The 26,249-nt window shown below is 73.0% G+C and carries 29 protein-coding genes; 15 read left to right on the plus strand and 14 right to left on the minus strand.

Annotated elements, in window-relative coordinates; genetic code table 11:
- The first annotated feature begins 231 nt into the window (after positions 1-231).
- On the plus strand, positions 232-579 hold the full coding sequence (locus tag QJS33_RS20045; RefSeq protein WP_306369562.1) for a WhiB family transcriptional regulator: 348 nt from the start codon (positions 232-234) through the stop codon (positions 577-579).
- A 29-nt stretch (positions 580-608) separates the two neighbouring features.
- On the opposite strand, the gene QJS33_RS20050 is transcribed toward QJS33_RS20045, so the two are convergent.
- Both QJS33_RS20050 and QJS33_RS20055 read right to left on the minus strand, forming a co-directional pair.
- Positions 609-1,739 carry an ArsA family ATPase gene (locus QJS33_RS20050; protein ID WP_306369563.1) on the minus strand — a complete coding sequence of 377 codons (1,131 nt, stop codon included), beginning with the start codon at positions 1,737-1,739 and terminating at the stop codon, positions 609-611.
- Positions 1,736-2,773 (minus strand): ArsA-related P-loop ATPase, encoded by a 1,038-nt coding sequence (locus QJS33_RS20055; protein WP_306369564.1) that lies wholly within the window; start codon positions 2,771-2,773, stop codon positions 1,736-1,738. Before QJS33_RS20055 ends, QJS33_RS20050 begins: the two co-directional genes overlap by 4 nt.
- A 114-nt stretch (positions 2,774-2,887) precedes the next feature.
- Between QJS33_RS20055 and QJS33_RS20060 the strand changes: the two genes are divergently transcribed.
- The 4 genes from QJS33_RS20060 to QJS33_RS20075 are packed head-to-tail and all read left to right on the plus strand — an operon-like array spanning position 2,888 to position 5,156.
- Positions 2,888-3,061 (plus strand): DUF4177 domain-containing protein, encoded by a 174-nt coding sequence (locus QJS33_RS20060; protein WP_013156298.1) that lies wholly within the window; start codon positions 2,888-2,890, stop codon positions 3,059-3,061.
- A 2-nt stretch (positions 3,062-3,063) separates the two neighbouring features.
- Positions 3,064-3,525 (plus strand): RidA family protein, encoded by a 462-nt coding sequence (locus QJS33_RS20065; protein ID WP_306369565.1) that lies wholly within the window; start codon positions 3,064-3,066, stop codon positions 3,523-3,525.
- 14 nt (positions 3,526-3,539) lie between these two features.
- Positions 3,540-4,343: an NUDIX domain-containing protein gene (locus QJS33_RS20070; RefSeq protein WP_306369566.1), complete on the plus strand. Its 804-nt coding sequence runs from the start codon at positions 3,540-3,542 to the stop codon at positions 4,341-4,343.
- Between the two features lie 6 nt (positions 4,344-4,349).
- A complete protein-coding gene (locus QJS33_RS20075) occupies positions 4,350-5,156 on the plus strand; it encodes an MBL fold metallo-hydrolase (protein ID WP_306369567.1) in 807 nt (268 codons plus the stop codon).
- A gap of 28 nt (positions 5,157-5,184) precedes the next feature.
- On the opposite strand, the gene QJS33_RS20080 is transcribed toward QJS33_RS20075, so the two are convergent.
- The 4 genes from QJS33_RS20080 to QJS33_RS20095 all read right to left on the minus strand — a co-directional run bounded on the left by QJS33_RS20080 (position 5,185) and on the right by QJS33_RS20095 (position 7,675).
- On the minus strand, positions 5,185-6,156 hold the full coding sequence (locus QJS33_RS20080; RefSeq protein WP_306369568.1) for an NAD(P)-dependent alcohol dehydrogenase: 972 nt from the start codon (positions 6,154-6,156) through the stop codon (positions 5,185-5,187).
- Complete coding sequence (locus QJS33_RS20085) at positions 6,153-6,413, minus strand: helix-turn-helix transcriptional regulator (RefSeq protein WP_306369569.1); 261 nt, start codon at positions 6,411-6,413, stop codon at positions 6,153-6,155. Before QJS33_RS20085 ends, QJS33_RS20080 begins: the two co-directional genes overlap by 4 nt.
- A gap of 2 nt (positions 6,414-6,415) precedes the next feature.
- Positions 6,416-6,835 (minus strand): hypothetical protein, encoded by a 420-nt coding sequence (locus QJS33_RS20090; protein ID WP_306369570.1) that lies wholly within the window; start codon positions 6,833-6,835, stop codon positions 6,416-6,418.
- 165 nt (positions 6,836-7,000) lie between these two features.
- Complete coding sequence (locus QJS33_RS20095) at positions 7,001-7,675, minus strand: Crp/Fnr family transcriptional regulator (RefSeq protein ID WP_218619586.1); 675 nt, start codon at positions 7,673-7,675, stop codon at positions 7,001-7,003.
- 291 nt (positions 7,676-7,966) lie between these two features.
- Here QJS33_RS20095 and nth point away from each other — a divergent pair, with 291 nt between their 5' ends.
- The 3 genes from nth to QJS33_RS20110 all read left to right on the plus strand — a co-directional run bounded on the left by nth (position 7,967) and on the right by QJS33_RS20110 (position 10,830).
- The gene (gene nth, locus QJS33_RS20100) at positions 7,967-8,710 is read left to right on the plus strand and encodes an endonuclease III (RefSeq protein ID WP_306369571.1); all 744 of its coding nucleotides are present in this window, start codon (positions 7,967-7,969) and stop codon (positions 8,708-8,710) included.
- Between the two features lie 233 nt (positions 8,711-8,943).
- Positions 8,944-9,597: a CoA pyrophosphatase gene (locus tag QJS33_RS20105; RefSeq protein WP_306369572.1), complete on the plus strand. Its 654-nt coding sequence runs from the start codon at positions 8,944-8,946 to the stop codon at positions 9,595-9,597.
- A gap of 54 nt (positions 9,598-9,651) precedes the next feature.
- Positions 9,652-10,830, plus strand: a complete 1,179-nt coding sequence (locus QJS33_RS20110) for a MarP family serine protease (protein WP_306369573.1) — start codon at positions 9,652-9,654, stop codon at positions 10,828-10,830.
- A 79-nt stretch (positions 10,831-10,909) separates the two neighbouring features.
- On the opposite strand, the gene QJS33_RS20115 is transcribed toward QJS33_RS20110, so the two are convergent.
- Both QJS33_RS20115 and QJS33_RS20120 read right to left on the minus strand, forming a co-directional pair.
- Positions 10,910-11,452, minus strand: a complete 543-nt coding sequence (locus QJS33_RS20115) for an ATP-binding protein (protein WP_306369574.1) — start codon at positions 11,450-11,452, stop codon at positions 10,910-10,912.
- Between the two features lie 13 nt (positions 11,453-11,465).
- Positions 11,466-11,813 (minus strand): STAS domain-containing protein, encoded by a 348-nt coding sequence (locus QJS33_RS20120; RefSeq protein WP_073381848.1) that lies wholly within the window; start codon positions 11,811-11,813, stop codon positions 11,466-11,468.
- Between the two features lie 170 nt (positions 11,814-11,983).
- Here QJS33_RS20120 and QJS33_RS20125 point away from each other — a divergent pair, with 170 nt between their 5' ends.
- Positions 11,984-14,251: a DEAD/DEAH box helicase gene (locus QJS33_RS20125; RefSeq protein ID WP_306369575.1), complete on the plus strand. Its 2,268-nt coding sequence runs from the start codon at positions 11,984-11,986 to the stop codon at positions 14,249-14,251.
- Between the two features lie 88 nt (positions 14,252-14,339).
- Here the strand turns inward: QJS33_RS20125 and QJS33_RS20130 are convergent, their stop codons facing one another.
- Complete coding sequence (locus QJS33_RS20130; RefSeq protein ID WP_306369576.1) at positions 14,340-14,861, minus strand: hypothetical protein; 522 nt, start codon at positions 14,859-14,861, stop codon at positions 14,340-14,342.
- 295 nt (positions 14,862-15,156) lie between these two features.
- Between QJS33_RS20130 and QJS33_RS20135 the strand changes: the two genes are divergently transcribed.
- The 5 genes from QJS33_RS20135 (at position 15,157) to QJS33_RS20155 (ending at position 17,671) form a co-directional block, all read left to right on the plus strand.
- The gene (locus QJS33_RS20135) at positions 15,157-15,381 is read left to right on the plus strand and encodes a DUF4244 domain-containing protein (protein WP_306369577.1); all 225 of its coding nucleotides are present in this window, start codon (positions 15,157-15,159) and stop codon (positions 15,379-15,381) included.
- Positions 15,359-15,721, plus strand: coding sequence for a TadE family type IV pilus minor pilin (locus QJS33_RS20140; protein ID WP_306369578.1), 363 nt, complete (start codon positions 15,359-15,361; stop codon positions 15,719-15,721). The genes QJS33_RS20135 and QJS33_RS20140 overlap by 23 nt, the downstream gene beginning before the upstream one ends.
- Complete coding sequence (locus QJS33_RS20145) at positions 15,718-16,305, plus strand: Rv3654c family TadE-like protein (protein WP_306369579.1); 588 nt, start codon at positions 15,718-15,720, stop codon at positions 16,303-16,305. Before QJS33_RS20140 ends, QJS33_RS20145 begins: the two co-directional genes overlap by 4 nt.
- Before the next feature lie 383 nt (positions 16,306-16,688).
- Positions 16,689-17,000 (plus strand): hypothetical protein, encoded by a 312-nt coding sequence (locus QJS33_RS20150; RefSeq protein WP_306369580.1) that lies wholly within the window; start codon positions 16,689-16,691, stop codon positions 16,998-17,000.
- Between the two features lie 233 nt (positions 17,001-17,233).
- The gene (locus QJS33_RS20155; protein WP_306369581.1) at positions 17,234-17,671 is read left to right on the plus strand and encodes a hypothetical protein; all 438 of its coding nucleotides are present in this window, start codon (positions 17,234-17,236) and stop codon (positions 17,669-17,671) included.
- A gap of 112 nt (positions 17,672-17,783) precedes the next feature.
- Here QJS33_RS20155 and QJS33_RS20160 read toward each other — a convergent pair whose 3' ends face one another.
- From QJS33_RS20160 to QJS33_RS20180, 5 genes are all read right to left on the minus strand, one after another.
- Positions 17,784-18,491, minus strand: coding sequence for a type II secretion system F family protein (locus QJS33_RS20160; RefSeq protein ID WP_372339688.1), 708 nt, complete (start codon positions 18,489-18,491; stop codon positions 17,784-17,786).
- Positions 18,492-18,873: 382 nt separating this feature from the next.
- On the minus strand, positions 18,874-19,557 hold the full coding sequence (locus tag QJS33_RS20165) for a type II secretion system F family protein (protein WP_306369583.1): 684 nt from the start codon (positions 19,555-19,557) through the stop codon (positions 18,874-18,876).
- Positions 19,558-19,784: 227 nt separating this feature from the next.
- The gene (locus QJS33_RS20170) at positions 19,785-20,921 is read right to left on the minus strand and encodes a TadA family conjugal transfer-associated ATPase (RefSeq protein WP_306369595.1); all 1,137 of its coding nucleotides are present in this window, start codon (positions 20,919-20,921) and stop codon (positions 19,785-19,787) included.
- A 107-nt stretch (positions 20,922-21,028) separates the two neighbouring features.
- A complete protein-coding gene (gene ssd, locus QJS33_RS20175) occupies positions 21,029-22,096 on the minus strand; it encodes a septum site-determining protein Ssd (RefSeq protein ID WP_306369584.1) in 1,068 nt (355 codons plus the stop codon).
- A gap of 964 nt (positions 22,097-23,060) precedes the next feature.
- Positions 23,061-23,885, minus strand: coding sequence for an oxidoreductase (locus QJS33_RS20180; RefSeq protein WP_306369585.1), 825 nt, complete (start codon positions 23,883-23,885; stop codon positions 23,061-23,063).
- 213 nt (positions 23,886-24,098) lie between these two features.
- On the opposite strand from QJS33_RS20180, the gene acs reads away from it, so the two are divergent.
- The gene (acs, locus tag QJS33_RS20185; protein ID WP_306369586.1) at positions 24,099-26,069 is read left to right on the plus strand and encodes an acetate--CoA ligase; all 1,971 of its coding nucleotides are present in this window, start codon (positions 24,099-24,101) and stop codon (positions 26,067-26,069) included.
- Positions 26,070-26,249 lie beyond the last annotated feature (180 nt).

The following is a 26,249-nucleotide window of genomic DNA, read 5'->3' on the forward strand; positions in this document are numbered from 1 at the left end:
GGCCGGTGCCGGCCGCGCAATGGCCCGAGCGGACCATATTCGGTGAGACGGAATGTGGGTCGAGTGGGTTCTGTCGCGACGGCCCCGAAGTCCGTAACTTTCTGCACAGCGGGGCGGGCCTTCGTCCGTCCCACTCGTCAGCCGGAGCCTACCCTTTCCCGGCACCCGCTCGGAGCACACGGATACCCGGGCTCCCCGCGGTCACGGCCCACCCACGGGGGTGCAGCGCACATGTGGATTCACCAGTGGACGACCCTGGCCCGCTGCCGCCGGGTCGACCCCGACGCACTGTTCGTTCAAGGCGCGGCCCAGAACCGCGCCAAGCTCATCTGCCGGGACTGTCCCGTGCGCACCGAATGCCTGGTGGACGCGCTGGACAGCCGGGTGGAGTTCGGAGTGTGGGGAGGGATGACCGAGCGCGAGCGCCGGGCGCTGCTGCGCAGACACCCGCAGGTCACCGACTGGGCCCCGGTCCTGGAGGAGGTGGCCTGCCGCGAGGGTGAGGAGGATCTCGTCCGCGACCTGGTCCGCTTCGCCGACGCCGCGGTGGCCGCCACCGCCCCCGCCGACGGACCCTGACCCCCGACCGTCACCGGCTGCCCCGGCCGTTACGCCCCGCGGGCCAGGGACTCCCCGATCCCGCGCAGCCCGTCCAGGTCGTGCACGTCCTCGGGCAGTGCGGGCACCTCCGCCACCGGGACCCCCGGGTGGGCGGCCGCCGTCCGCTCCCGCAACTCCCGTTCCCGCCGATGGGTGCGCACCAGGTCGGCGTGCAGCCGCAGTGCCGCCGACGCCCCCGGGTGCGTCCCCGCCGCCTCCAGGGACTCGGCGGCCGCCGTCGCCGTCGCCGCGTCCAGCCGCGCGCCCGCCCCCGCCGGCAACGGATGCGTCCGGTTGACCACCAGCCCCGCCAGCGGCATCGCGTCGGTGGCCAGCCGCCGCATGAAGTACGACGCCTCGCGCAGCGCGTCCGTGTCCGGCACCGCTACCACCACGAACGCCGTCCCCGGCGCCTGCAACAGCCGGTAGGTGCGCTCCGCGCGCTCCTGGAACCCGCCGAACACCGTGTCGAACGCCGCCACGAACGCCCGCAGGTCGTTCAGCAGCTGCGCCCCCAGGACCTTGCCCAGCACCGAGGTGACCAGCCCCATACCGGCGCCCAGCAGCCTGAACGCCCCGCTGGGCGCGGGCGCGCTCAGGAACTTCACCAGTCGCCCGTCCAGGAACCTCCCGAGCCGCTTGGGCGCGTCCAGGAAGTCCAGCGCGGACCGGCTGGGCGGGGTGTCCACCACGATGAGGTCCCACTCCCCGGACTGGCGCAACTGCCCCAGCTTCTCCATCGCCATGTACTCCTGCGTGCCGGAGAAGCTCGTGGAGAGGGTCCGGTAGAAGGGGTTGGCCAGGATCTGGCGGGCCCGTTCCGGGTCGGCGTGCTCCTCGACGACCTCGTCGAAGGTCCGCTTCATGTCGAGCATCATCGCGTGCATGCTCCCCGGGGTCCCCTCCGGCAGCGGCACCGGGCTCGGGGCGTTGTCGAGTGATTCCAGCCCCATCGACTGGGCCAGCCGCCGGGCCGGGTCCACGGTGATCACCACGGCGTGCCTGCCGCGTTCGGCGGCCCGCAGTCCCAGGGCGGCGGCGGTCGTGGTCTTGCCGACCCCGCCCGCCCCGCAGCACACCACGATCCGGGTGGCGGGATCGTCCAGCAGCGTGTCCACGTCCAGGCGCCCGACGCTCACCGGCGCACCCCCTGTTCGGCCATGCGGCGGGCCAGGCCGTCCAGTGCCGCCCGGTCCACCCCGCCCTCCAGCAGGGGCAGTTCCAGCAGCGGCGCCCCGGCTCCCGCCAGCTCCTCGCGCATCCGCCGCTCCAATCCCACCCGCCGGGCGTGCGCGCCCACCTCTCCGGCCAGTGACTCCGCCAGCTCCCCGGGGTCGTCCAGCCGGGCGGCCTTGAGCCCGGCGGTCAGCTCCTCCAGGTCGACCTTCCCGGCGGCCGCGGCGGCCAGGGAGTCCTGCGGGAGTACCGGCGGGCGCATCATGTTCACCACGACCATGCCCACGTCCAGGCCGAGCGCGGTGACCTCGGCGATGCCGTCCCGGGTCTCCTGGACAGGCATCTCCTCCAGCAGCGACACGAAGTGCACCCGCGTCCGGTCGGAGCGGATCACCTCCATCACCTTGTCGGCGTGGTTGCGGATCGGGCCCACCCGGGCCAGCCCGGCCACCTCGGAGTTCACGTTGAGGAACCGGCCGATGCGTCCGGTGGGCGGTGCGTCCATGACCACCGCGTCGTAGTGGAAGGGTCCCTCCGCGCGGCGCCGTCCGCCCTCCCGGCGGCGTACCGCCTCGGTGGCCTTGCCGGTGAGCAGCACGTCCCGCAGGCCCGGCGCGATGGTGGTGGCGAAGTCGACGGCGCCCAGCCGGGTGAGGGCCTGCCCGGCCCGGCGCATGCCGTAGAACAGCTCCAGGTACTCCATGAGCGCCGCCTCGGCGTCCGCGGCCAGCGCGAACACCCGGCCGCCGCCGGGCACCGCGTCGATCTCGCGTTCCTCGTACGGCAGCGGCGGTATCCCGAACAGGGTGGAGACGCCCTGCCGCCCCTCGACCTCCACCAGCAGCACCCGTCCGCCGCCGGCCGCCAAAGCCCGGGCCAGTGCCGCCGCCACCGTCGTCTTGCCGGTGCCCCCCTTGCCGGTGACGATGTGCAGCCGGGCGCCCTCGCACGCCCGGGCGGGGTCGGGGTACCGACCTCGGTCCTCTCGCTCGCTCACTCCACGGAGTCTATGCGGGTGTCCTCGTCGCACGCGGTGGGCCGCCCGGGTGAGTAGTGTGGCGGCGTCGACGTGCCCGGACCCGCCGGGCGCACCGCACAGGGGGTAGTCACCTTGAGCAAGTGGGAGTACCAGACGGTGGCGCTGCTGTCGCACGCCACCAAGCAGATCCTCGACAACTGGGGCGCCGACGGCTGGGAGCTGGTCTCCGTCGTCCCCGCGCCGCTGCCCGAGGGCACCGACCCGCGCAACCAGCAGTACGTCGCCTACATGAAGCGGGAACTCTAGAGATGGCCACCCCCGAAGCCCGGATCGCCGAGCTGGGACTGACCCTGCCGGAGGTGGCGGCCCCGGTCGCCTCCTACGTTCCGGCGGTCCGCAGCGGTTCCCACGTGTACGTGTCCGGCCAGCTGCCGTTCGTGGCGGGCGAGCTGCCCACCACCGGCAAGGTCGGCGCCGAGGTCTCCCCGGAGACCGCCAAGGAGCTGGCGGCGCTGTGCGCCCTCAACGCGATCGCGGCCGTGCGCGCCGAGGTCGGCGAGCTGTCCAACGTCGTGCGCATCGTCAAGGTGGGCGGGTTCGTGGCCAGCGCCCCCGACTTCACCGGACACCCCGGGGTGATCAACGGGGCCAGCGACCTGCTCGCCGCGGTGTTCGGCGACGCGGGCGTGCACGCCCGGGCGGCGGTCGGTGTCGCGGCCCTGCCGCTGGACTCGCCGGTCGAGGTTGACATGATCGTCGAGGTCGTCTGAGCGAGGGGGAGCCGATGCCGAGCGGTTCAGGTCAGAGCGGGGCGGTGGTGCCCCGCCCGGCCGCCACGGTGGTGCTGCTGCGCCCGGCGGGCGCGGGCATGGAGGTCCTGCTCATGCGCAGGGTCCGCTCCATGGGGTTCGCCCCCGGCGCCTATGTCTTCCCCGGCGGCGGGGTGGACGTGCGCGACGAGGCCGGAGACCTGCCCTGGACCGGACCGTCCCCGCGGGAGTGGGCGGACGTGCTCGGCGTCGACGTCCCGCGTGCCAGGGCCCTGGTCTGCGCCGCGGTCCGCGAGACCTTCGAGGAGACCGGGGTGCTCCTGGCCGGGGAGCCCGGGAGCGACGACCTCGTCCTGGACACGACGTCGCCGGAGTGGGAGCGGGACCGGCTGGGGCTGATCGACCGCTCCCGCTCCTTCACCGAGGTGCTGTCCCGCCGCGGCCTGGTGCTGCGCTCGGAGTGGCTGCGCGCCTGGTCGCGGTGGATCACCCCGGCGGCGGAGAAGCGTCGCTTCGACACGTGGTTCTTCGCCGCGGAACTGCCGCCCGGGCAGGTCTCCCGGGACGTCGGCGGCGAGGCCGACCTGACCCGGTGGATCGACCCGGCGCTGGTGCGGGGGGAGTGGGAGCAGGGGCGGATGCCGATGCTCCCGCCGACCCTGGTCACCTGCGGACAGGTGGCCGAGTGCGGCACCCTGGACGGGGTGAGGCACGTGAAACGGGATATCGTCCCCATTGAGCCCGAAGTGCGCGCGGTCGACGGCCGGCTCCGTGTTTTCGTCCCCGGCGGGATCGACTACCCCCTTCCCAGTGAGTGAGGTGCGATGAGGATCGACGGTTCCGGCACGTTGCGCGCCGGCTGTGTCCTGTGCCCCAACCCCGGTCCGATGACCCTGGAGGGGACCAACACCTGGATCCTGCGCGAGCCCGGCTCCCGCGGGGTCGTCGTGGTCGACCCGGGTCCGCACGACGAGCGGCACCTGGAGCGGGTCGCGCGCACGGTGCAGGAGCAGGGCGCCCAGGTGCTCATGGCGGTCCTCACCCACCGGCACCCGGACCACTCCGAGGGCGCCCGCTACTTCTCGGAGCTGACCGGCGCCCCGGTGCACGCGGTCGACCCCGAGATGCGGGTGGGCGGTCGCGGGCTGGCCGACGGCGAGCTGCTGGAGGCCGACGGGCTGCGCCTGCGGGTGCTGGCCACCCCCGGGCACACCGACGACTCCGTCTGCCTGTACCTGGAGGCGGACGGGGCGATCCTCACCGGTGACACGGTCCTGGGGCACGGCACCACCGTCATCGACGGCGACGACGGCCTGGGCCCCTACATGGAGTCGCTGTACCGGTTGCGCGACCTGGTCCGCGAGCACCAGGTGCGCACCCTGCTGCCCGGCCACGGACCGATCCTCACCACCCCGGCCGCGGTACTGGACTCCTACATCGACCACCGCGAGTCCCGGCTCGCCCAGGTGCTGGACGCCGTGAACTCGGGCGCCGTGCGGGTGGAGGAGATCGTCGACCGGGTCTACCCGGACATCACCGAGCAGATCCGTTTCGCGGCGATGTCGTCGGTCCGCGCCCAGCTGCGCTACCTGTCCCGCAACGGCGGCCTCCCCGACGGCGTCGAGGCCTGAGAGCCGCGGTCCCGGTCCGCCCGGGGACTCAGAGGGTGACGACCACGCTTCCGGCCTTGTGCCCGCTCTCCACGCGCCGGTGGGCGTCGGCCAGGCGCTCCAGGGGGAAGGTGCTGTCGATGAACGCCCGTACGGCTCCGGAACCGGCCAGGCCGTCCAGGTGTACGAGGTTGTCGGTGCTCTGCCGCAGCCCGGTGGCCGAGAAGCGGCAGATGCGCCCGCGGCCCTTGGCCGTCCGAAGGGCGTGGAAGAGCGCGGACGGGGTCGCCTCGGTGGTCAGGTAGGCGCCGTCGGCGGTGAGCACCCGCCGGGCGCGGGAGAAGGAGCTCTTGCCGGCGGCGTCGAAGAACACGTCCTGCCGGAGGCCGTCGAGGGAGCCGGGGTCGGTGGGGTCCGCCGCGGTGTAGTCGACGGTGCGCCGGGCACCCAGGGAGCGCGCCAGTTCGGCGTTGGCCGCACGGCACACCCCGGTGACCTCGGCGCCCAGGTGCACGGCCAGTTGGACGCCGTAGCCCCCCACGGAGCCGGTGGCGCCGTTGACCAGGACCCGCTGCCCGGCCCGGGCCGGGTGGACGTCCCGGAGGAAGGTCAGTGCCGTGGTCGCCTCGGTGAGGCTCGCGGCCTGCTCGTGGGTCAGACCGGAGGTGATCCCGGTCAGGATCCCGTCCTGCGGAACGCGAACGTATTCGGCGTGGGTGCCGAAACCGTTCGTGTTGAGGCCGAACACGCGGTCCCCCTCGGCGAACCGGGTGACCTCCCGGCCCACCGCGGCCACCTCGCCGGAGAAGGAACCGCCCAGGACGCGGAAGCGCGGCCGGAAGGGCCCCGCGTACAGTCTGGCGGTGAGCGGGCGGCCCGAGCGGAAGGCACAGTCCGCGGCGGTCACCGTCGTCGCGCGGATCCTCACCAGGACGTCGCCTTCTCCGGGCTCGGGTGTCGGGAACTCCCGGAGTTCCAGGACGTCGGGGGATCCGTACCGGGGTCCGGTCATCGCTTTCATCGTGTGCCTCCTCGGGCATCGTCCGGTGTACCGGGCGTTCCGGGGCCGGGGTACTGGAAGACCTCCTCCAACGGCGCGCCGAGCGCCTGGGAGATCTGGAAGGCCATCTCCAAGGTGGGCGAGTAGTGCCCCTTCTCGATGGCGATGACGGTCTGCCGGGTCACGCCGATCCGGTCGGCCAGCTCGGCCTGGGTCATCCGGCCCCGTGCGGCCCGCAGGTCCCGGATGCGGTTGGTGACCCTGGTCGTCCTGGGCATGGTCAAAAACCCCTGCGGTAGGCGGTGAGCTTGACCGACGACGAGGCGATGGCGGCCAGGACGTAGGCGAGGTAGAGCGTGTTGGCGATCCAGAAATGGGGTTGTTCCAGCAGCGCCAGCCCGAAGGGGGCGACCGTGAGCACGGACATGACGACGAAGCCGACGTATTCGCCGCGCCGCTCGATCTCCCGGTCCCGCTGGTCCTTGCGGTGGGCGTTCTCGGGCCACAGCGCGGCGGCGACCATGTTGAGGGCGATCGTGGCCAGCAGCGAGGCACCGACGGCCGTCAGCAGGGGGCGCTGGTAGGGGAGGTCGGAGACGTCCGCGCCGCCGGCCCCGCTGAGGAGGACCACGAGGTAGGCGGCTGGCACGAGGACCGCGACCAGGAGGTGGATCCAGACCCGTCTTTCTTCGAACGACATGTCGGCCTTCCCCGGAATGTCAAAGATTCTTTACATCAATGACCCTAGGAGGGCGCCGTGGGGATGTCAAGGATCTTTGACATCGGATGGTCCGCGGGACCCCGGACAGCGCTGCGGCCGCCCGCCCCGAAGGGCGAGCGGCCGCACAGCGTGGTGGTCGTGGTGTCAGCGGGCGCGGCGGCGCATGCGCTCGACGTCCAGCAGGACCACGGCCTTGGCCTCGATCCGCAGCCAGCCGCGCAGGGCGAACTCGGCCAGGGCCTTGTTGACCGTCTCGCGGGAGGCGCCGACCAGCTGGGCCAGCTCCTCCTGGGTGAGGTCGTGGTGGACGTGCAGGCCGTCGTCGCCCTCCTTGCCGAACTTCTCGGCGAGTTCGAGCAGGGCCTTGGCCACCCGGCCGGGGACGTCGGTGAAGACCAGGTCGGCCATCACGTCGTTGGTCCGGCGCAGGCGCTCGGCCAGGGACTTGAGCAGCTGGAGCGAGACCTGGGGACGGCTGGAGAGGAACGGGCGCAGGTCGTCGTGGCCCAGCCCGGCCAGGACGGAGTCGGTCACCGCGACGGCGCTCGCGGTGCGCGGACGCGGGTCGAACAGCGACAGCTCACCGAACATCTCGCCGGGGCCGAGCACCCCGAGCAGGTTCTCGCGGCCGTCCACGGCCGTCCGGGTCAGCTTCACCTTCCCGTTGAGGATGACGTACAGGCGGTCGCCCTCGTCCCCCTCGTTGAACAGGGTCTGCCCCCGTCCGAGACGCACCTCGTTGACCGAGGAGCGCAGTGCGGCGGTGTCCTCCTCGTCCAGGGTCTCGAACAGGGGGGCCTTGCGCAGCACTTCGTTGATGTCGTCCACCACACGTCCTCCTAAAACCTGACCGCCAACAGTGTGACGTATATCGCACCCGGGTGTGAAACCGGGTCGTTACCGCGGCTTGTCCGCCGGGAGATCACGCGCCCACGATTGGCCGGCGTCAGCCCCTGCGATCTTAGTCGTGATCGGCTTGTAGCAGGGATGTCCGCGCCGTGCCAGCGGGACATTGGTTACATAATCCCGACGTCCGGCCCGACCCCGGAGGGCGGGTGCCCTCTCGGCGGTTCCGAGCGGACCCTCCCCGCGGCCCCCTACCCTGTGACGATGCCCCGTGACACACCGAACGCGAGCGTTCCCGAGCGCACCCCCACCGGTGAGAGCCGCCTCGCGCTGGTCCGCCGAGCCCGCAGGATGTACCGGGAGCTCTCCGAGCTCTACCCGGACGCCCATGCGGAGCTGAACTTCACGACCCCGCTGGAGCTGCTGGTCGCCACGATCCTGTCCGCGCAGTGCACGGACAAGCGGGTCAACCAGGTCACCCCGACCCTGTTCGCGCGCTACCCCGACGCCGAGGCCTACGCTTCGGCCGACCGGGACGAGCTTGAGGGGATCATCCGACCTCTCGGCTTCTTCCGCGCCAAGGCGAACAGCCTCATGGGCCTGGGACAGGCCTTGTGCGAACACCACGGAGGCGAGGTCCCGGGGAACCTCGCCGACCTCGTAAAACTACCCGGTGTAGGCCGGAAAACCGCAAACGTACTGCTCGGTAACGCCTTCGGTGTGCCCGGAATCACGGTGGACACCCACTTCGGACGCCTCGTCCGGAGGTTCGGGTGGACCGACGAGGAGGACCCGGTCAAGGTCGAGCACGCCGTCGGGGAGCTGTTCCCGCGCAAGGACTGGACGATGCTCTCCCACCGCGTCGTCTGGCACGGCCGCCGCGTCTGCCACGCCCGCAGGCCCGCCTGCGGGGCGTGCGTGGTGGCCCGGTGGTGCCCCTCCTTCGGAGAGGGACCCACCGACCCGGAGGTCGCCGCCAAGCTGCTGCGCATGCGCTCCTTCGCCTGATCGGCGGGGCCCGGGACCGGAGGGGCCCGCCGCGCGCCCTCCCCCCGGGACGTGCGCACCTGTCAGGAACGGGTGTCGTGCTTTGTACTCTGATGGTGTGAGCGTTGACACCGCCAGAGTCACCCTGTCGGGGTCCCATCACGTGACGACCCAGGGGAGGGACGGGCCGGAGCGGTGCCGACGGCCCGCGGCGCCCCGCCGACCCGCCCCCTCTCCGAAGGCAGGTGCCGACCATGAACCCGATGCCGTCCTGGTTCTCCTCGCTCGCCGACGCGGCGTCCGGCATGACCGTGCCCCCGCAGATGCGGCCGCCGCGCGACGGCGGCCGCGAGTCCGCGGTCCTCATCCTCTTCGGTGAGGGCCCCCGGGGCCCCGACATGCTGCTCATCCAGCGCAACGCCGGGCTGCGCAGGCACGCCGGGCAGCCCGCGTTCCCCGGCGGCCGGATCGAGCCCACCGACCCCTCCCCCGAGGCCGCCGCCCTGCGCGAGGCCGCCGAGGAGACCGGTCTGGTGCCCGACGGGGTGGACGTCGTCGGCCGCCTCCCCGAGCTCTACCTCAGCTACAGCGACTTCCGGGTCGCCCCGGTCCTGGGCTGGTGGCGCGACCCCTGCGAGGTGCGCCCCACCGACCTGGGCGAGGTCGCCGCCGTCTCCCGGGTCCCCGTCGCCGACCTCGCCGAACCCGGCAACCGCGTCATGGTGCGCTACGGGGACGGCACCCGCTGGGGTCCCGGCTTCCGGGTGGACGGCATGCTCGTGTGGGGGTTCACCGGTGCCATCGTCGACCGCCTGCTCGTTCTGGGCGGCTGGGAACTTCCCTGGCACCGGGAGGGTCTCACCGATGTGTTCGAGGCGACGCCGAACGGACTGCGCCCCGTCGGCTGAGACCGGACCCGCTGACCTCGCTCCCGTGGGTAGCGTTCACCTTTGGAGGGCAATGTGCTCGACGTGATCCTGATCGTCCTGTTGCTGCTTTTTGCGGTGACCGGGTACCGACAGGGTTTCATCGTCGGTGTCTTCAGCTTCGCGGGATTCATCGGCGGCGGTGTGCTCGCCGCGCTGACCTGCCCGGAGTACATCCAGCGCTGGGTGGACGACCCCGGCCGGCAGGCCCTGGTGGCCATCGCCGTCGTGTTCCTGTCCGCGGCCCTGGGCCAGTTCCTGCTCTCCTACCTGGGCACGATGGTGCGCAACAAGGTGACCTGGGACTCGGCCCGGGTCGTCGACGCCATGGGCGGCGCCGTCGTCAGCGGGTTGTCGGTGCTGCTGGTGGCGTGGTTCATCGGCAGCACGGTCGCCAACTCGGCGCTGCCGTTGGTCGCCGACCAGGTGCGCGGGTCCCGCATCCTCCAGTCCGTCGACACGCTCATGCCGGAGTCGGCGCACAGCGGCTTCTCGACGTTCCGCCGGGTGGTCGACCAGAGCGCCTTCCCCCAGGTCTTCAGCGGCCTGGGCACCGGGGAACTGGCCGAGGTCGAGCCGCCCGACCCCGACGTGCTCACCACGCCCGAGCTGATCGACGCCAGCCGCAGCGTCGTCAAGGTGCTGGGCACCGCCCCGTCCTGCCAGCGGCGGGTCGAGGGCACCGGGTTCGTGTACTCCGACGGCCGGGTCATGACCAACGCCCACGTGGTCGCCGGCGTCACCGACGACCTGAGGGTGGTCACCCGGGAGGGATACCAGCTGGAGGCCTCCCTGGTGCTGTTCGACGCCCAGCAGGACCTGGCCGTGCTGCACGTGCCGGAGCTGGACCTGGCCCCGCTGGCGTTCACCGACGACGCCCCCCAGGGTGGCGACGCCGTCGTCGCCGGGTTCCCGCGCAACAGCGGGTTCACCGCGGTCCCGGCCCGGGTGCGCGCCCGCCAGACCGCGCAGGGGCCCGACTTCTACCACTCCCAGCAGGTGAGCCGGGAGATCTACCAGGTGCGCGCCGTGGTGCGGCCCGGCAACTCCGGCGGTCCGCTGCTGGCCCCCGACGGCACGGTCTACGGGGTGGTGTTCGCCGCCGCCACCAACGAGCCCGAGACGGGGTACGTGCTCACCTACGACGAGGTCGCCGCCAACGCGGAGAGGGGACTCACCGCCACCGCCGAGGTGTCGTCCCAGACCTGCGACTGACGGCCCCGGGGGCGGCCCCGAACGACCGAGGGCGCCCCCCGCCATGGGGGGCGCCCTCGTCGCGACCGTGTCCGGAACCCTAGTTGGAGCTCGGGTCCGGAGTGATCGGCCAGCTCATGCGCACGATGGTGCCGTGCTCACCGGGGTCGATCTTCACCTCGTCGGCCAGACCGGTGATGACCGCCAGACCCAGCCCGGGGGAGAACCCCGAGATCCCGCCGGGAGGGGTGTCCTCACCGTCGAGGAAGAGTCCGTCGAGAAGGGGCTCGGTGTGGTCGGCCGGTTCCGGGACCTCTGTGGCCGGGGCCCGGTCGGAGACGACCACCTCGAAGCGTCGGGTCGCGCTCCCGTTGGCGCGCAGAATACGGCTCGCGGTGTCGGCACGGGGGTCCGACGCCGGATCAGGCCCGCCGTCGTCGATCAGCTGGAGCAGGATCGGCTGCGTCGGGCAGTGCAGCTTGTGCGCCGCCACCGCCCGGGAGCACGCCTCACCGACCGCCAACCGGATCTCGTCGATGGTGGAGGCGGGAATGCCCGCCCGCCGGGCCACGGTCGCGGCCATGAGCCGGGCCGTGCGCACGTGGGCCGGAAGCGCACTGATCGTGAGCGTGATGGTCGCCATCGCTCGCTCTGTACTACTTCGCGGAACGCTTGTCGATGGCTTCCTGAACGGTGTTGTGGATACCGAAGACCTTGGTCAGGCCGGTGATCCGGAAGATCTTGAGGATGCGCTCCTGGGTGCACACCAGGTCCAGGGTGCCGTCGTGCGCGCGCACGCGCTTGAGGCCGCCCACGAGCACGCCCAGACCCGTCGAGTCCAGGAACTCCACCTTCTCCATGTTGACCACGAGGTGGAAGTTGCCCTTGTTGACCAGATCGATCAGCAACTCGCGGAGCCGGGGTGCGGTATAGACGTCGATCTCACCCTCAACGACGACGATCTCGGTGTCGCCCTCGGTGTAATGATCAAGCTTCAAGTCCACTAGTCCTCCAGCGCCGATGATCTATGCCGGGCGTTACCCCACCAGCACGCATTCAACCACGGGTGGCGTGCCGGTCCTCCCGTGATGCACGGAAAAACCGTGACACCGCGCGACCGTTCCCTCAGATGACACACTGAAACCAATGTCCGCCCAGTGAGGAGGGGTCTCGGATGACGCGACCGGAATCCGTGCTTCCCGGTGTGTGGCGTGACGATACCCGGTACCCGCAGGTGACCCACGTCGAACACGTGGCCCGACACGACGGGGTGAGCGGACGGTGGCCGGAGTGGATCCCGGCCCTCCTGGTCGAACGGCTGGCCGATCGGGGGATCACGGGGCCGTGGTCCCACCAGGTGGCCGCCGCCGACCTCGCACGCTCGGGCCGTGATGTGATCATAGCCACGGGTACCGCCTCGGGAAAGTCACTTGGCTTCCTTATGCCCGCGGTGGAGGCGGTTGACGCGGGTGGAACCGTTCTCTATCTCTCACCGACCAAAGCACTGTCCCGGGACCAGCTCCGCGCTCTTGAGGAACTCCGGCTGCCCGGCCTGCGGGCGGCCGTCTACGACGGCGACACTCCGCCGGAGGAACGCACCTGGGTGCGGGAGCACGGCAATTACGTGCTCACCAATCCGGACATGCTCCACCACGGGATGCTGCCCCGGCACGAGGCCTGGCGGCGCTTCCTGCGGCGGTTGCGTTACGTGATCGTGGACGAGGCGCACCTGTACCGCGGGGTGTTCGGTTCGCACGTCGCCCAGATCCTGCGCAGGCTCCGGCGGGTGTGCGCCCGGCACCGGTCGGAGCCGGTGTTCGTGCTCGCCTCGGCGACCTCCGGAAGCCCCGGGGAGAGCGCCGGCCGGCTCACCGGGCTCCCGGTCACCGCCGTCACCGAGGACGGGTCGCCGCGCCCGGGGATGTCGGTGGCGCTGGTGGAGCCCGAGTTCACCGATCTGACCGGAGAGCACGGTGCCCCCGTGCGCCGGACCGCGCCCTCCCACGCCGCCGAGCTGCTCGCCGAGCTGGTCAGAGAGGGTGTGCGCACGCTCGTCTTCGTGCGTTCACGGCAGGGTGCCGAGCTGGTGGCGCTCACCGCCCAGCGCCTGTTGGAACCCGACCTGGCCCGCCGGGTGGCCGCCTACCGCGGCGGATTCCTGCCCACCGAGCGGAGGCGGCTGGAGGAGGCGCTGCGCACCGGGGAGATCCTCGGGCTGGCCAGTACCAACGCCCTGGAGCTGGGGGTGGACATCACCGGCCTGGACGCGGTGATCATCGCCGGGTGGCCCGGCACCCGGGCCTCCCTGTGGCAGCAGGCGGGGCGCGCCGGGCGCGGGGACGACGCGGCACTGGCCGTGTTCGTGGCCCGGGACGACCCCCTGGACACCTACCTGGTGCATCACCCGGAGGCGATTTTCGGACAGTCCGTAGAGACCGCCGTCCTGGATCCGGAAAACCCGCACATCCTCGGTCCGCACCTGTGCGCGGCCGCCCAGGAGTTCCCGGTCACGGAGGACGACTTCGCCCTCTTCGGCCCCACCACCCGGGAGCGGCTCGACGAACTCGTTCACCGGAAATTCCTCAGGAGGCGACCGAGGGGGTGGTTCTGGACGAGCAATGAAAGGGCAAGTGACCTAGCCGATATTCGGGGTTCCGGGGGGTCGCCCGTGCAGATCGTCGACGTGTCGACCGGCGGGCTGCTCGGCGAGATCGACGAGGCGGCCGCCCACGGCACCGTCCACCCCGGAGCGGTGTACCTCCACCAGGGCGACACCTACCTGGTCCAGGACCTGGATTTCGACGAGGGGGTGGCCCTCGTGCGGCCCGCCGAGCCGCCGTACAGCACGTGGGCGCGCGACACCACCGACATCACCGTCCGGTCGGTCATCCGCGAGGAGGAGTGGGACAGCGGGGTGGTGCTGCGCTTCGGCGAGGTGGAGGTGGTCCGGCAGGTGGTCGGCTACCTCAAGCGGGACGTGCGCACCGGCGCGGTCCTCGGCGAGCAGTCCCTCGACCTGCCCGAACGCACGCTGCGCACCCGCGCCGTGTGGTGGACGCTGCCGGCCGAGGCCGAGGAGCGCCTGCGCAAGGAGGAGGTCGGGCTGCTCGGCGCCGCCCACGCCGCCGAGCACGCCGCGATCGGGATGCTGCCGCTGCTGGCCACCTGCGACCGCTGGGACATCGGCGGGGTGTCCACGGCCACCGGCCGGGTGGAGGTGTTCGTCTACGACGGCCACGAGGGCGGTGCCGGGTTCGCCGAACGCGGGTTCGCGGCGGCCCGGGAGTGGCTCACCGCGACCCGCGCGGCCATCGCCGACTGCACCTGCGAGGAGGGGTGCCCGTCGTGCATTCAGTCGCCCAAGTGCGGCAACGGCAACGAGCCGCTGAGCAAGTCGGGTGCCCTGCGGATGTTGGACGAGGTGCTGGGCGCCGCCGGCTGAGGCGCTCAGGGGCCCGGGAACGGGCGGGAGCGCACGGCCGGGCGGGGTGTGTCCTCCGGCGGGGCCGGGGTTTCCGGGAAGGGGGCGTTCATCGGACCTCCCCCTCCAGCACGTCCGCGCTCCAGGCCGAGAGCCGCTCATCGATCGTGCCCCCGCCGTCCAGCACGTTCCGGGTGAAGGCATCCCGCTCGTGGGCCAGAACGGCGGCCTCCCACACGCATGGGGCCAGGCCGGTCCTGCCGGGCCGCAGCGCGGCGGGGTCCCCGGCGGGACCGGCGAAGACGGCCAGATCGGACATGTGCCCCTCGATCCGGGTGTGCACGAGGACGTGGTCGCCGTCACCGCCCGCGTGGAAGAGCAGAACGGCGAGTCCCAGAGAGCCACGCAGCCGGGCCGTCGCCAGGTGGCCGGCGGCGATGCGCAGGGCGGCCTCCCCGTCCGCCTCGGTCGCGTTCCGGCCGGGGGCCCGGAGCAGGTAGGGCTTCACCAGGTGACCGGCAACGGAGCGGGCGGCCAGAGACCGGACGGAGCGGGCGTGGTGTCCGGCGGACAGGGCCGACAGGGCCTCGGCGTCGACGGCAGCGGTGGTGGGTTCCTCGGCGGTGTTCATGGCGCCAGCATCGCGCAGGGGAAGCGGCAGGGGTCGGGGGTGTTCCGCGGGCCGGGTCGTGTCCCGTCGAGCGGTGTGAGAACACCGGCTGTTCGCACAAGGGCGAGTCGCCGACCGGAGCGTTGTCGCCTTCGGTACGCGGGGATCGAACGAAGTCACACCGCTCGGCGGGACACCACCCGGGTCGGGAGAAAGTTATCCACAGGCTGGGGAAAGCCCTTTTGTCGCACCCCCGAGCCGCGCACCCTGGAAATCAGGGCGACACCCCTGTCGCCCCTCCTACCAGGGAGGTTCCGTGTTCTCTCCGGCATGCCTTGCCACCCTCACCCGCCGTCCGCTCGTTCTCACACCGCGTCCCCGGGTCGCGAACACCGATCGCGGCATCACCACGACCGAGTACGCGCTCTGCATTCTGACGGCCGCGGCCTTCGCCGGGATCATGTACGCGATCGCCAAGAGCCAGGCCGTCAACGACGCCTTCACCGGGATCGTCATCGATGCGCTCGGCAACGGCTTCTGATCGCGGTGCCGTCACCGTCGAGTTCGCACTCACCCTGCCCGCCCTCCTCCTCGTCCTGGCACTGGCAGTCGGCGCGGTCACCGCCGCCGACGCCCGGCTCGCCTGCGCCGACGCCGCACGCGTGGCCGCCCGGTCCCTGGCCCGGGGCGAGAGCGAGGCACAGGCCCGGGAACTGGCCCGCGCCACCGCCCCGGACGGCGCCCGGATCGACCTGGGCAGGGACGGTGGGACGGCGCGCGTCACCGTCACCGCCCGTGTCCGCTTCGGCCGTGTCCACCTCCACACGGTGGAGGTGAGCGGCTCCGCCGCGGTCCTCCTCGAATCCTGGACCCCACCATGACCCCCGGCCCGGTCTCCCGGGCCCCCGGCCGCCCCGGACCCGGCCCCGCGGCAGGGGCCCGCCCTGGATCCGGTTCCGATCCTCGTTCCGGCCTCCGTTCCGGTTTCTGTCCTGGAGTGGCCGCCCGACCCGCTCCCGGCCCTCGAACCAAGGCGGGGCCCCGTCCCGGAGTCGGACGCGGTCCTGTCCCCGACACCGACTCCGCCGACCCTGCTCCCGATACCGTCCCGGCCCCGGACACCGGTGCGGCCGCCGTCCACTGGGTCGCCATGGCGGTCCTGCTGTGGGCGGTCGCCGCGGCGGCCGTCCTGGCGGCGACCGCCCGGTTCGACCGGGACCGCGCCGGTACGGCGGCGGACCTCGCCGCCCTCGCGGCGGCATCCGTCGCCGTCCACGGGGAGGGCACCGCCTGCGAGCGGGCCCGCCTCACCGCCGAGGCCAACGGGGCCTCCCTCGACACCTGCGAGATCACCGGCCACACCGCCGAGGTGGTGGTCGCCGTCCCCTCCGTTCTCGACCTGTCCGTCGGCGCGCGCTCACGCGCCGGACCGGTCCACGGAGCCCTTCCGGAGGAAGCACCATGACCGTGCCCGCCCTGATGTGCGCCCTGCTCCTCAGCGCCGCCCCTGCCCCCGTCCCCTCACCCCTCTGCCCACCGCTCACGGAACATGGCACCCACCTCCCGGTGCCCGACGCGTTCTGTGCCCGCCCATCCACGGAACATGGCACCCACCTTCCGGCGTCGGCCGAGCTCTGTGCCCGCCCATGGACGGAGCCCTCGGTGCTCGTGACACTTCGGACGGACCCGCCAACGGACCCCGGACGCCCGACGGCCCCGAAGGAGGCAGCGGTGGTGGGGGTGGGCGCGGCTCCGGCGAACTCACCATCGGGTCGTCCGCCCTCCGGCGAGGGGGGATCCGTTCGGGCGGCCTCCGGCGGGGAGGTCCCGGCGGCGGAGCCGACCTCCGTGCCGACGGTGATCCCGAGCGGCGACCCGGAACCGCGCCGGGACCCGACCCCGGCCGTCGAGCCGAGTGAGGCACAGTGGAGCGGTCGGCCGGCCGCCGAACCCAGTGCCGTCCAGGTGGTGCACCACGTCTCCACCACCCCGGCCCCGGCCGAGACCGTCGCCCGGGTCGTCGGCAACACCTCTACCGTGCTCCTGGTGCTGCTCGGGGTGGCGGTGCTCGCCCTGCGCCTCACCGTGGGCTGGCCCCGCTTCCCGGAGCCCTACCTGGGACGCCGTCGAGTGGGAGGGGACCGCGACGCCCACTGGTGATGCGCTCCGCAGCCGCTCACACCGGAGGGCCCGTGCCCGGGGCGCAGCATCCGTCCCGGCATGCCTTCCGGCGGGTGCGCGGGCGCCGTCCGAGGTCCGGGGCCGTGTGCCCGGCCGCCGGTCTCCGGCACCCGGCCGGGCGCACTCTCCCGTCCGGTCTCCGGCCGCCCGCCCGTGTCCCGGTAGCCGCAGGTAGGCCACGCCAAGGCCGCTACGGCCGTACCCTCCGATATATGGGACACCGACACCCGAGCAAACTCAAGAACACCGAGGTGGGTCATGCCCGGGCGCGGTGGCTGTTGCGGGCGGAGTTGGCGGGGTGCGCCCAATGCCGGGCCGAGGGCGATCGGGAGGCCCTGGCAGACCTCGACCAGGAGGGCGTGTTCGATTCCCTGATCAGCGGGTTCGTGCTCGCCCGGGTTCAGCAGTGGCGGGCGCCGGGCCGAACGCCCCGCTACCCGGCCACGGTGTACCGCCTGGCCCCGGTGGACGAGCGCGACTTCTGGCGCGCGCCCACCCAGCACTGCATGCACCTGTGCACGGTCGAGGGGCCGCGCGGCACGCGGGTGAACACCCTGTCCGCCCTCAACGAGCTGCGGCTGATGTCCCTACGGGACCGCTCCCTGGTCCTGGACGACATCATCGACGGCCTGAGCGAAGACGAGGCCTGACCCTCCTTCTCCCGGGAGCCCGGTCCCGCCCCTTGCGCCGTCCCACGCCCCGGTCCCCGGTCCCTGGTACCTGCGGCGGACACGGCCCCCTTCACCGGTGGCTCTGCCGGGGTCACCCGCCCAGCGCGCGTGACAGCAGGTCCACCACCATCGGGACCACCCCCACCAGAAGGAACGACGGCAGAAAGCACAGCGCCAGCGGCATCACCACGAGCACACCCAGGCGTTCGACCCGCTCCGCCGCCTGTGACCGCAGCTCCCGGTGCAGGTCCGCCACATGCCGGTCGAGCAGGTCGGCCACGGGCGCTCCGGTGTCGGCGGCGCGGGCCAGATCGCGTCCGGCCGCCACCAGTGGCTCCGGCAGCACACCGGCCGACTCCGACCAGGCGGAGGCCGGATCGGCGCCCAGGCGCAGCCGGTCGGCCACCGCCGCCGACTCGGCTCCGAGCCTGCCGGGGGCGGCCCGTGCCACGGCCGTGAGGCAGGACACCAACGGCGCCCCGGCCCGCATCCCGGCGGCGATGAGACCGATCACCACGGGGATGTCGCCGGTGAGCCCGATCCGATCGCCCCCAGTGCCCCCCCGGGCACGCATCCACCACCCGACCCCGCAGACCGCGGCGACGACCGCGCCGAGCGGTCCGAACAGGACCCCGGCCACCGCCGCCGCACCCGCCGTGGCCATCGGCAGTACCGGCAATCGACCGGGGAAACGCGGCTTCGCCGCCGGGGGTGGCCGCAGTCGTGCCCCCGGGCCGCCCCCCATCGCGATCCACACCCCGCTGACCCCGCACACCACGGCGATGACGGCGAACACGATCCCTCTCCTCTGCGTTTCCCCGGCGCCCGTGAACCACGGCTCCCGAGGGCGGGCCCGGTGGATGCCCTCGGTCGGCCCGGCACTCGCGCCGGTGGTCGGGAGCGCCCGCGAGGCGATCTCTCGCAGGACGACCGGCAAGCAGCCCCTGCCGCGGGCACGGCCTCGCGGGCCCGGCCGTCGCGCACGGCGGGGGGCGCCCGGCCGGCCGCCCGAGCACAGCCGGTGCGGTGAAAGGGCCCCTCCTGTGCGGTGCCCCGCGGGCCCGGCGGTGGCGCGCGGCGGGGCCCGCCTCGCGGCCCGGTGGAGGAACCGCTCCGAAGGCGTTGCCCGAGGGCCTTCCGTCACCGGACGGGCGGGCCCGGAACGACCCGCCGAGCACGTTCTAGTCACCCCGGTCCACGGCGGCGCGCACCAACCGCGAGATCCACCACAGCCCGGCGAGGTTCAACAGCACCCCGAGCACCAGGCAGAGCAGCCCCAGCGGGGTCGTGAGCAGGAACACCAGTGGAGAGCCCCCCAGCCCCGCCGACAGCAGCAGCCCCACCACCGGGAGCACACCCAGCACGATCGCCGTGGTCTTCGGACCGCCGGTGCGCGCCGCGATCTCGGCCCGGACCTCCTCCTGCGCGGTGAGCTCGGCGGCGAGCGCGTCCACGACTTCGGCCAGCCCGGCACCGGTGTCCGAGGCCACCTCCCAGCACACGGCCAGGTAGGCGAGGGCACGCAGGTCCGGATCCGCCTCGGCCGCCCGGACCGGCGCCCGGGTGCCGAACCCGCCGCCCACTGCCCGGGCCACCTCGGGCCCGGCCTCGACGAGCGCCGACCCCAGCGCGTCCTCGGGCGGTCTCCCGGCCCGCAGCTCGGTGGCCAACACCCGGCACAAGGTGATCACCCCGCGCCGTTTCTCCCGCCCCAGAGCGGCCTTCCGCCGCATCGCCCGCACACGTTCCAGCGCCTTCAGCGGTTGCGGCCCGCGCGGCACCCGCCACCCGATCCGCCCCGTCCCGGCGTCGACCAGTGCCCCCAACAGCACCAGCCCCACCGCGCACACCCACACCCCGACCACGTCACACCCCCGAACCCCGCTCGTCCCTGTCCCGCTCGTCCCGGTCCCGCACGCCCGCACGCCCGCGCTCCCGCCGACCTCCGCAGACCCGCACCCCGCTGGTCGCCGTACCGTTCTCGGGTGTCGGCGTGGTGTGGGGTGGCCGCCGCGGGTTGGTCCGCCGGCGGTGCGCCTCGGCTTCGGGCATCGCTGTTGTGGCCCCGTCCCGGTACCTCCCGTCCCCGTGTTCATCGGCGCCAGCCGTCGCCGATCCGGGCGGTGAGCGCGTCGATCCCCGGGTGCTCGCGCTGGGCACCGCCCGCGGTGAACGACACCGCGGGCACCGTGTGCACCAGCCCCTGGCGGTCGTGGTCCAGCACCCGGACCTCCGCCAGCCGCCGGACCCCGGCCTCCCGCACCAGATGCACCACCAGCACCCCGGTGGCCGCCAACTGACTGTGCACCGCCTCCCGGCCGATCCCGGCCGCGCAGCCCAGCGCCTCCACCCGGGCCGGGACGTCCCCCGCGCCGTTGGCGTGGAGCGTCCCCGCACCGCCCTCGTGGCCGGTGTTGAGCGCGGCCAGCAGCGACACGATCTCCGGCCCCCGCGCCTCGCCCACCACCACCCGGTCCGGGCGCATCCGGAGGGCCTGGCGGACCAGTACCTCCAGGGCGACCTCGCCGCTGCCCTCGATGTTGGCCGGGCGGGTCTGTAGGCGCACCACGTGCGGATGGTCGGGGCGCAGCTCGGGGGAGTCCTCGGCCAGTACGATCCGCTCACCCGGGTCCACCAGGGACAGCAGCGTCGACAACAGGGTCGTCTTCCCCGTCCCCGTGCCACCGCTCACCAGGAAGGCCGCCCGCGAGTCCACCACCGCCCGCAGCAGCGCCGCCCCGCGCCGGGTGAGCGTCCCGCAGGCCACCAGCCGGTCCAGGGTGAACACCCGGCGGGGCGGCATCCGCAGCGACAGGCACGCCCCGGTGGGGCAGACCGGCGGCAGTACCGCGTGCAGTCGGGCCCCACCGGGAAGGCGTGCGTCCACGTAGGGCACCGCGGCGTCCAGCCGCCGCCCGGCCTGCGCGGCGAGCCGCTGGGCCAGTCGCCGTACCGCCTCCGCCGACTCGAACCGCACCTCCACCCGGCGCAACCCGCCGCCGTCGTCCACCCACACCTCGTCCGGCCCGTTGACCAAGATGTCCGTGACTTGGGAGGTCATCAGCTCTTCCAGCGGCCCGGCGCCCGCCAGGTCCGCGGCCAACCGCCGGGTCAGCGACAGCACCTCGGCATCGCCCAGCACGCCGCCCTCCGCCCGCAGCGCCGCCGCCACGTTGCCGGGGCTGACCACCACCCCCGAGGCCACCAGCCGGTTGCGCACCGCCTCCACGAGGTCGGGCCCGACGGAGCCGCCGGCGCGCCGCGGCGGCGGCCCGTCCCGGAGAAGAGTGGAGCCGGTCACCGACGGCCGCCGCAGCGCCCGCTCCGTCAGCGCGCTCACCGCGGCACCCCCGTGAGTTCGGCGACGAGCCGGTCGGCGAACCCGGCCAGTGGCGAACGCGGGTGGTCCGCGGGCCGCCGCCCGGCGGTCAGCGCCCGCTCCAGCCCCGGCTCCGACGGGAGGTCCGCCCCCAACGCCAGCCCCAGTCCCCGGGCCACCACGTCGGCGGTCAGCCCGCCCGAAGCCCCGCGCACCACGGCGCGCACCTCCCGGGACTCCGCGCGCAGCCGCGGCACCATCGCCGACGCCGCCACCACGGCGGCCACCTGCGCGGGCACGACCAGCAGCACCAGGTCCGAGCGGTTGAGGAACGCCGTGACCGCCGCGCCGAACGACCGCGGAAGGTCGATGACGACCAGATCGCACCCCTGCCGTGCCGACTCCAGCATCGACCGGGCGGCGGCCGCGGGCAACGGGCCACGACGCGCGTCCGGCCCGTGCATCCAGGTGAGCACCGAGATCCCGGCGGGCCCGGGCAGCCGCGCCGCCACGTCCGACCAGCGCAACCGGCCGCGCCGGTCCGTCAGGTCGTCCCAGCCGAGCCTGCCGTCCACCGGGTCGCGCTCGCATCCGAGCAGGATGTCGGGACCACAGCCCAGCGGGTCGGCGTCCAGCAGTGCGGTACCGTGCCCGCCCCGCGCCCCGGCCAGTGCCAGGGCGACGGCGAGCAGGCTCGCTCCGGCCCCGCCGCGCCCGCCCATCACGGCCACGGTCGGCGCCCGCCTGCCGGGCTGCCCGCTCGCGGAGATCAGTCCGGTCAGCAGGATCTCGTCCCGGGGCAGCAGTATGGGGCCGCCCGCCCTCTCGGGCCCGTCGCGCCCGGGACCGGGACCGTGGGGGCCGCGGGCCACCACGACGAACCGGGCGTGCGGTGGCCGTTCCCCGGAACGCAGCGCCGGGTACAGGTCGGCGCCCAGCACCACCAGCGGCGAACGCGGCCAGGACAGCAGCGCGCGGTCGACGGTGTCGGCGGTGTTCACCCGGACCGAGGCGGCGGCCGACAACCGCAGCAGGTCGTCGAGCAGCGCGGTGTCGGCGGTGGCGATGAGGGGCACGGCGTCCATGGGGCCTCCGGACAGGGGGAGGGGCACCCTTTGACCATCGCCGATGCGGTCGGCCGGCGAAAGCCGGATCGTCAACCTGTGGATAACCCGTCCGGAGCGGGGCCGTGGGGCCGCACCGCCCGGCGGGGCGCCGACCGAGGTCGGGGCGCCGGCTCCGAAGACCTGCGGGCGGGATGTGCACACGGGGGCGAATGCACATCCCACCCGGCAGGCTCGGCGAACGGGCCTCGTGCGACGTCCCGCGCTAGGGGGGCACGCGGGTGGATCGCCCTCTCGGCCCTGGGGGGAGGGCCGGGCCCGCCCTTCGGAAGGGTCGACGAGGGGAGGGGATCCCCCGGACCACCGAAAAGCGCGTCGGGACATGTGTTCCGCCCGGATCCGGTCCCACCGGGCCGCACACGAAATGCGCGGGTACGACGGCTTTTGCCGAAGCGGTGTGAACCGGTTCCCGTCGGAACGACGGAACCGACGCTACCACGTGACGCTGCGTATCGGTTCGGGAATCCAGGATGAAAAGTTGGACCAACCTCCTTTTCGCAGCCCGGGGACCGGCGTAGAAAGAAAGTGATCGGTGGCTGAGACCCACCCCGACAGGTGAACCGGGAACCCACGCACCAGCAGGCCTCGTAGGGCCCGCCTCGACCGAGACGCTTCGTGAAGCGCCTGGTCAGGACAGACGAATGGATGCCTGTTAACCCGATGGAGCCGGTCGGAGACGGTGCCCCGCGGATTCTCCGCGGGGCACCGTTCGTCGTGTTCGGCAAGTGGGCGAAGCAATCCCGAAACATTCGGTAACGGACAAGCGTGACCGAACCGATATCGTTCGTGCCTCTGCCCGTCGGTAAATGGACGAGTACGAGCGCGGTTTCCGTTCACGGCCCGCTCCGACCTGCTCCGGGTGACTTCGGGCCCTCCGGCCCCCGCACGCACGGTCCCGGCGCCCCGGCCCACGGCCCCCCGGTACTCAGCCGCGCTTGAGCGCCTCGCAGGTCGCCAGCGAGTCCTGCGCCCCGGCCCGCACCGCCCGGCAGCAGTACACGACCCACTCGGCCACACCCTCGGCGCTCCCGGACATGTACCCGCGCAGCGCGGGTGCGTACTCCTCCGACAGCGTCCGGTGGCCCAGCTCGGACGGCACCAGCGACTTGGGGTCCAGGCCCCGCTCGATCAAGGTCAGCCGTTCGGCGGCCCGCGCCACGATCCCGTCTCCCCACCCGAACGGACGGATCGCCATCAGCTCACCGTGCACCAGCGCCGACGTCACCAGCGCGGGCACCGAGGTGCGCGCCCCCAGCAGCGCGTACAGGCCCTCCAACCGGGCGAGCGCGGCCTCGGGGGCCGGCGCCTCGCCCAGTTCCAGCGGGTCCTCGACCCGCTCACCGGCCATGCGCGGCCGCCCCAGGGCGTCGGCGGACACCGCGTCCGCGGCGGCGAGCGTGTGCAACCGGGCCAGCACCTGCCGCGGTGCCCTGGGCCAGGTCTCCACCAGGGGCCCCAGCTCGCCGCCCACCCGCAGCGCACCCTTGATCCGGGTGTCGTACACGTGCCCGGCGCGGATCTCGTCCATCGAGACCTCGGCGCCCTCCAGCGCGGCGGACGCGCACGCCCCGCGCAGCGAGGACTCCATGGACACGTCGCTGCTGCGCCGGCGCAGGATCCGGTGTCCCAGCAGCCGGTCCACCAGGGTCCGGGTCTCCTCCACGGCCTCGGCCACGCCGGGCAGCGCGGCGATCCTGGCCAGCGGGTCGGTCTGGGCGGCAGAAGTCGTTTCGCTCACGGGACCCAACATACGCGCCGGTAACACCGGCCACCGCGTACCCTCCGTCGGCCGTCGGTCCCTCCGCACCCGCGCGGACGACCGTTCGTCGCCCGGCGGCGACCGCTCACCGGCCGTTCGCCGCGCGCCGCGTCGCCCCCGGCGCTGGAACCGACCCTGCCTGTTCCACAGGTCCAGACCACATGATTAATTTGGTGTGAACCAGCCTACGTAAGGAGAATCACAGTGGCCGACAGCACTCCCCCGAGCCAGGAGACACTGTCCAACCTTCTCCATGAGACGCGCAGCTTCCCCCCGCCGGCCGACCTGGCCGCGAACGCCAACGTCAAGGCCGACGCCTATGACAAGGCCGCCGGGGACCGACTCGGTTTCTGGGAGGAACAGGCCCACCGGCTCCAGTGGGACCAGCCCTGGGACACCGTCCTGGACTGGCAGCCGCCCTTCGCCAAGTGGTTCGTCAACGGCAGGCTCAACGCCTCCGTCAACTGCGTGGACCGCCACGTGGCCAACGGCCTGGGCGATCGCGTCGCCTACTACTGGGAGGGCGAGCCGGGCGACACCCGCACCATCACCTACGCCGAGCTGAAGGACCTGGTCTCCCAGGCCGCCAACGCCCTCACCGAACTCGGTGTCACCCGGGGCGACCGGGTCGCCATCTACATGCCGATGATCCCCGAGACGATCGTCGCGATGCTGGCCTGCGCCCGCGTCGGCGCCGTCCACATGGTGGTCTTCGGCGGCTTCTCCGTCGACGCCCTGGGCCAGCGCCTGGACGACAGCCAGGCCAAGCTCGTCATCACCGCGGACGGCGGCTACCGGCGCGGCAAGGCCAGCGCGCTCAAGCCCGCCGTGGACGCCGCGGTGGCCGACCGCCCGGCCGTCGAGAAGGTCCTCGTCGTCCGCCGCACCGGCCAGGACGTCGAGTGGACCGACCGCGACGTGTGGTGGCACGACCTCGTCGACTCCCAGAGCACCGAGCACACCCCCGAGTCCCACGACGCCGAGAACCCGCTGTACATCATGTACACCAGCGGCACCACGGCCAAGCCCAAGGGCATCCTGCACACCACCGGCGGCTACCTCACCCAGGCGTCGTACACCCACTGGGCGGTCTTCGACCTCAAGCCCGAGACCGACGTCTACTGGTGCGCCGCCGACATCGGCTGGGTCACCGGCCACTCCTACATCGTCTACGGCCCGCTCTCCAACGCCGCGACGACCGTCCTCTACGAGGGCACCCCGGACACCCCGCACCGCGGCCGGTTCTGGGAGATCATCGAGAAGTACAAGGTCACCATCGCCTACATGGCCCCGACGGCGATCCGCACCTTCATGAAGTGGGGCGACGACATCCCCGCCGGGTTCGACCTGTCGAGCCTGCGCGTGATCGGCTCGGTGGGCGAGCCCATCAACCCCGAGGCCTACGTCTGGTACCGCAAGCACATCGGCGGTGACAGGACCCCGGTCGTGGACACCTGGTGGCAGACCGAGACCGGCGCCATCATGGTGAGCCCGCTGCCGGGCGTCACCTCCGGCAAGCCGGGCGCGGCCATGCGCGCCCTGCCGGGCATCGTCGCCGACGTCGTGGACGAGAACGGCGACTCCGTCCCCGACGGCGAGGGCGGCTTCATCGTGATCCGCGAGCCCTGGCCGTCCATGCTCCGCGGCATCTGGGGCGACCCGGAGCGCTACCGGGACACCTACTGGTCGCGCTTCGAGGGCCTGTACTTCCCCGGCGACGGCGCCAAGAAGGACGAGGACGGCGACCTGTGGCTGCTCGGCCGCGTCGACGACGTCATGCTCGTCTCCGGCCACAACATCTCCACCACCGAGGTCGAGTCCGCCCTGGTCTCGCACCCGAGCGTGGCCGAGGCCGCCGTGGTCGGCGCCACCGACAAGGTCACCGGCCAGGCCATCGTCGGCTTCGTGATCCTGCGCAGCGGCGCGGAGGAGGTCTCCGAGGAGACGGTCAAGGCACTGCGCGACCACGTCGGCGCCTCCCTCGGCCCGATCGCCAAACCCGCCCGCCTGCTGGCGGTGCCGGAACTGCCCAAGACCCGCTCGGGCAAGATCATGCGCCGTCTGTTGCGCGACATCGCGGAGAACCGCGAGGTCGGTGACACCTCCACGCTCACCGACTCCTCGATCATGGACGTCATCGCCAAGCAGTTGCCCTCCGCCAAGCAGGACGACTGACACACGCACCCACGCCCGGGGCGCCCGGGGCCGGTCACCGGCCCCGGGCGCCCCGTCGTTTCCGCACCCGAACGCGGATGCTCACCCGTGTGACGAAAGCAGAGCCCGGCGTTGTGCGTGCCGTGAGGGACACCGGTGGCGGCCCATGTGCGAGGATGCGGAGGATCATCCGCGTGTTCG

Origin of the sequence: Nocardiopsis sp. CC223A, assembly GCF_030766825.1 — a bacterium.
In the GTDB taxonomy this organism is placed as follows: Bacteria; Actinomycetota; Actinomycetes; order Streptosporangiales; family Streptosporangiaceae; genus Nocardiopsis.

What these genes read in the sequence shown, in the direction of transcription:
- QJS33_RS20045 (WP_306369562.1), top strand. Translation starts at nt 232, where the DNA reads ATGTGGATTCACCAGTGGACGACCCTGGCCCGCTGCCGCCGGGTCGAC.
- QJS33_RS20065 (WP_306369565.1), top strand. Translation starts at nt 3,064, where the DNA reads ATGGCCACCCCCGAAGCCCGGATCGCCGAGCTGGGACTGACCCTGCCG.
- QJS33_RS20070 (WP_306369566.1), top strand. Translation starts at nt 3,540, where the DNA reads ATGCCGAGCGGTTCAGGTCAGAGCGGGGCGGTGGTGCCCCGCCCGGCC.
- QJS33_RS20075 (WP_306369567.1), top strand. Translation starts at nt 4,350, where the DNA reads ATGAGGATCGACGGTTCCGGCACGTTGCGCGCCGGCTGTGTCCTGTGC.
- QJS33_RS20080 (WP_306369568.1), bottom strand. Translation starts at nt 6,156, where the DNA reads ATGAAAGCGATGACCGGACCCCGGTACGGATCCCCCGACGTCCTGGAA.
- QJS33_RS20085 (WP_306369569.1), bottom strand. Translation starts at nt 6,413, where the DNA reads ATGCCCAGGACGACCAGGGTCACCAACCGCATCCGGGACCTGCGGGCC.
- QJS33_RS20090 (WP_306369570.1), bottom strand. Translation starts at nt 6,835, where the DNA reads ATGTCGTTCGAAGAAAGACGGGTCTGGATCCACCTCCTGGTCGCGGTC.
- nth (WP_306369571.1), top strand. Translation starts at nt 7,967, where the DNA reads ATGCCCCGTGACACACCGAACGCGAGCGTTCCCGAGCGCACCCCCACC.
- QJS33_RS20105 (WP_306369572.1), top strand. Translation starts at nt 8,944, where the DNA reads ATGAACCCGATGCCGTCCTGGTTCTCCTCGCTCGCCGACGCGGCGTCC.
- QJS33_RS20115 (WP_306369574.1), bottom strand. Translation starts at nt 11,452, where the DNA reads ATGGCGACCATCACGCTCACGATCAGTGCGCTTCCGGCCCACGTGCGC.
- QJS33_RS20125 (WP_306369575.1), top strand. Translation starts at nt 11,984, where the DNA reads ATGACGCGACCGGAATCCGTGCTTCCCGGTGTGTGGCGTGACGATACC.
- QJS33_RS20130 (WP_306369576.1), bottom strand. Translation starts at nt 14,861, where the DNA reads ATGAACACCGCCGAGGAACCCACCACCGCTGCCGTCGACGCCGAGGCC.
- QJS33_RS20140 (WP_306369578.1), top strand. Translation starts at nt 15,359, where the DNA reads ATGCGCTCGGCAACGGCTTCTGATCGCGGTGCCGTCACCGTCGAGTTC.
- QJS33_RS20145 (WP_306369579.1), top strand. Translation starts at nt 15,718, where the DNA reads ATGACCCCCGGCCCGGTCTCCCGGGCCCCCGGCCGCCCCGGACCCGGC.
- QJS33_RS20155 (WP_306369581.1), top strand. Translation starts at nt 17,234, where the DNA reads ATGGGACACCGACACCCGAGCAAACTCAAGAACACCGAGGTGGGTCAT.
- ssd (WP_306369584.1), bottom strand. Translation starts at nt 22,096, where the DNA reads ATGGACGCCGTGCCCCTCATCGCCACCGCCGACACCGCGCTGCTCGAC.
- QJS33_RS20180 (WP_306369585.1), bottom strand. Translation starts at nt 23,885, where the DNA reads ATGTTGGGTCCCGTGAGCGAAACGACTTCTGCCGCCCAGACCGACCCG.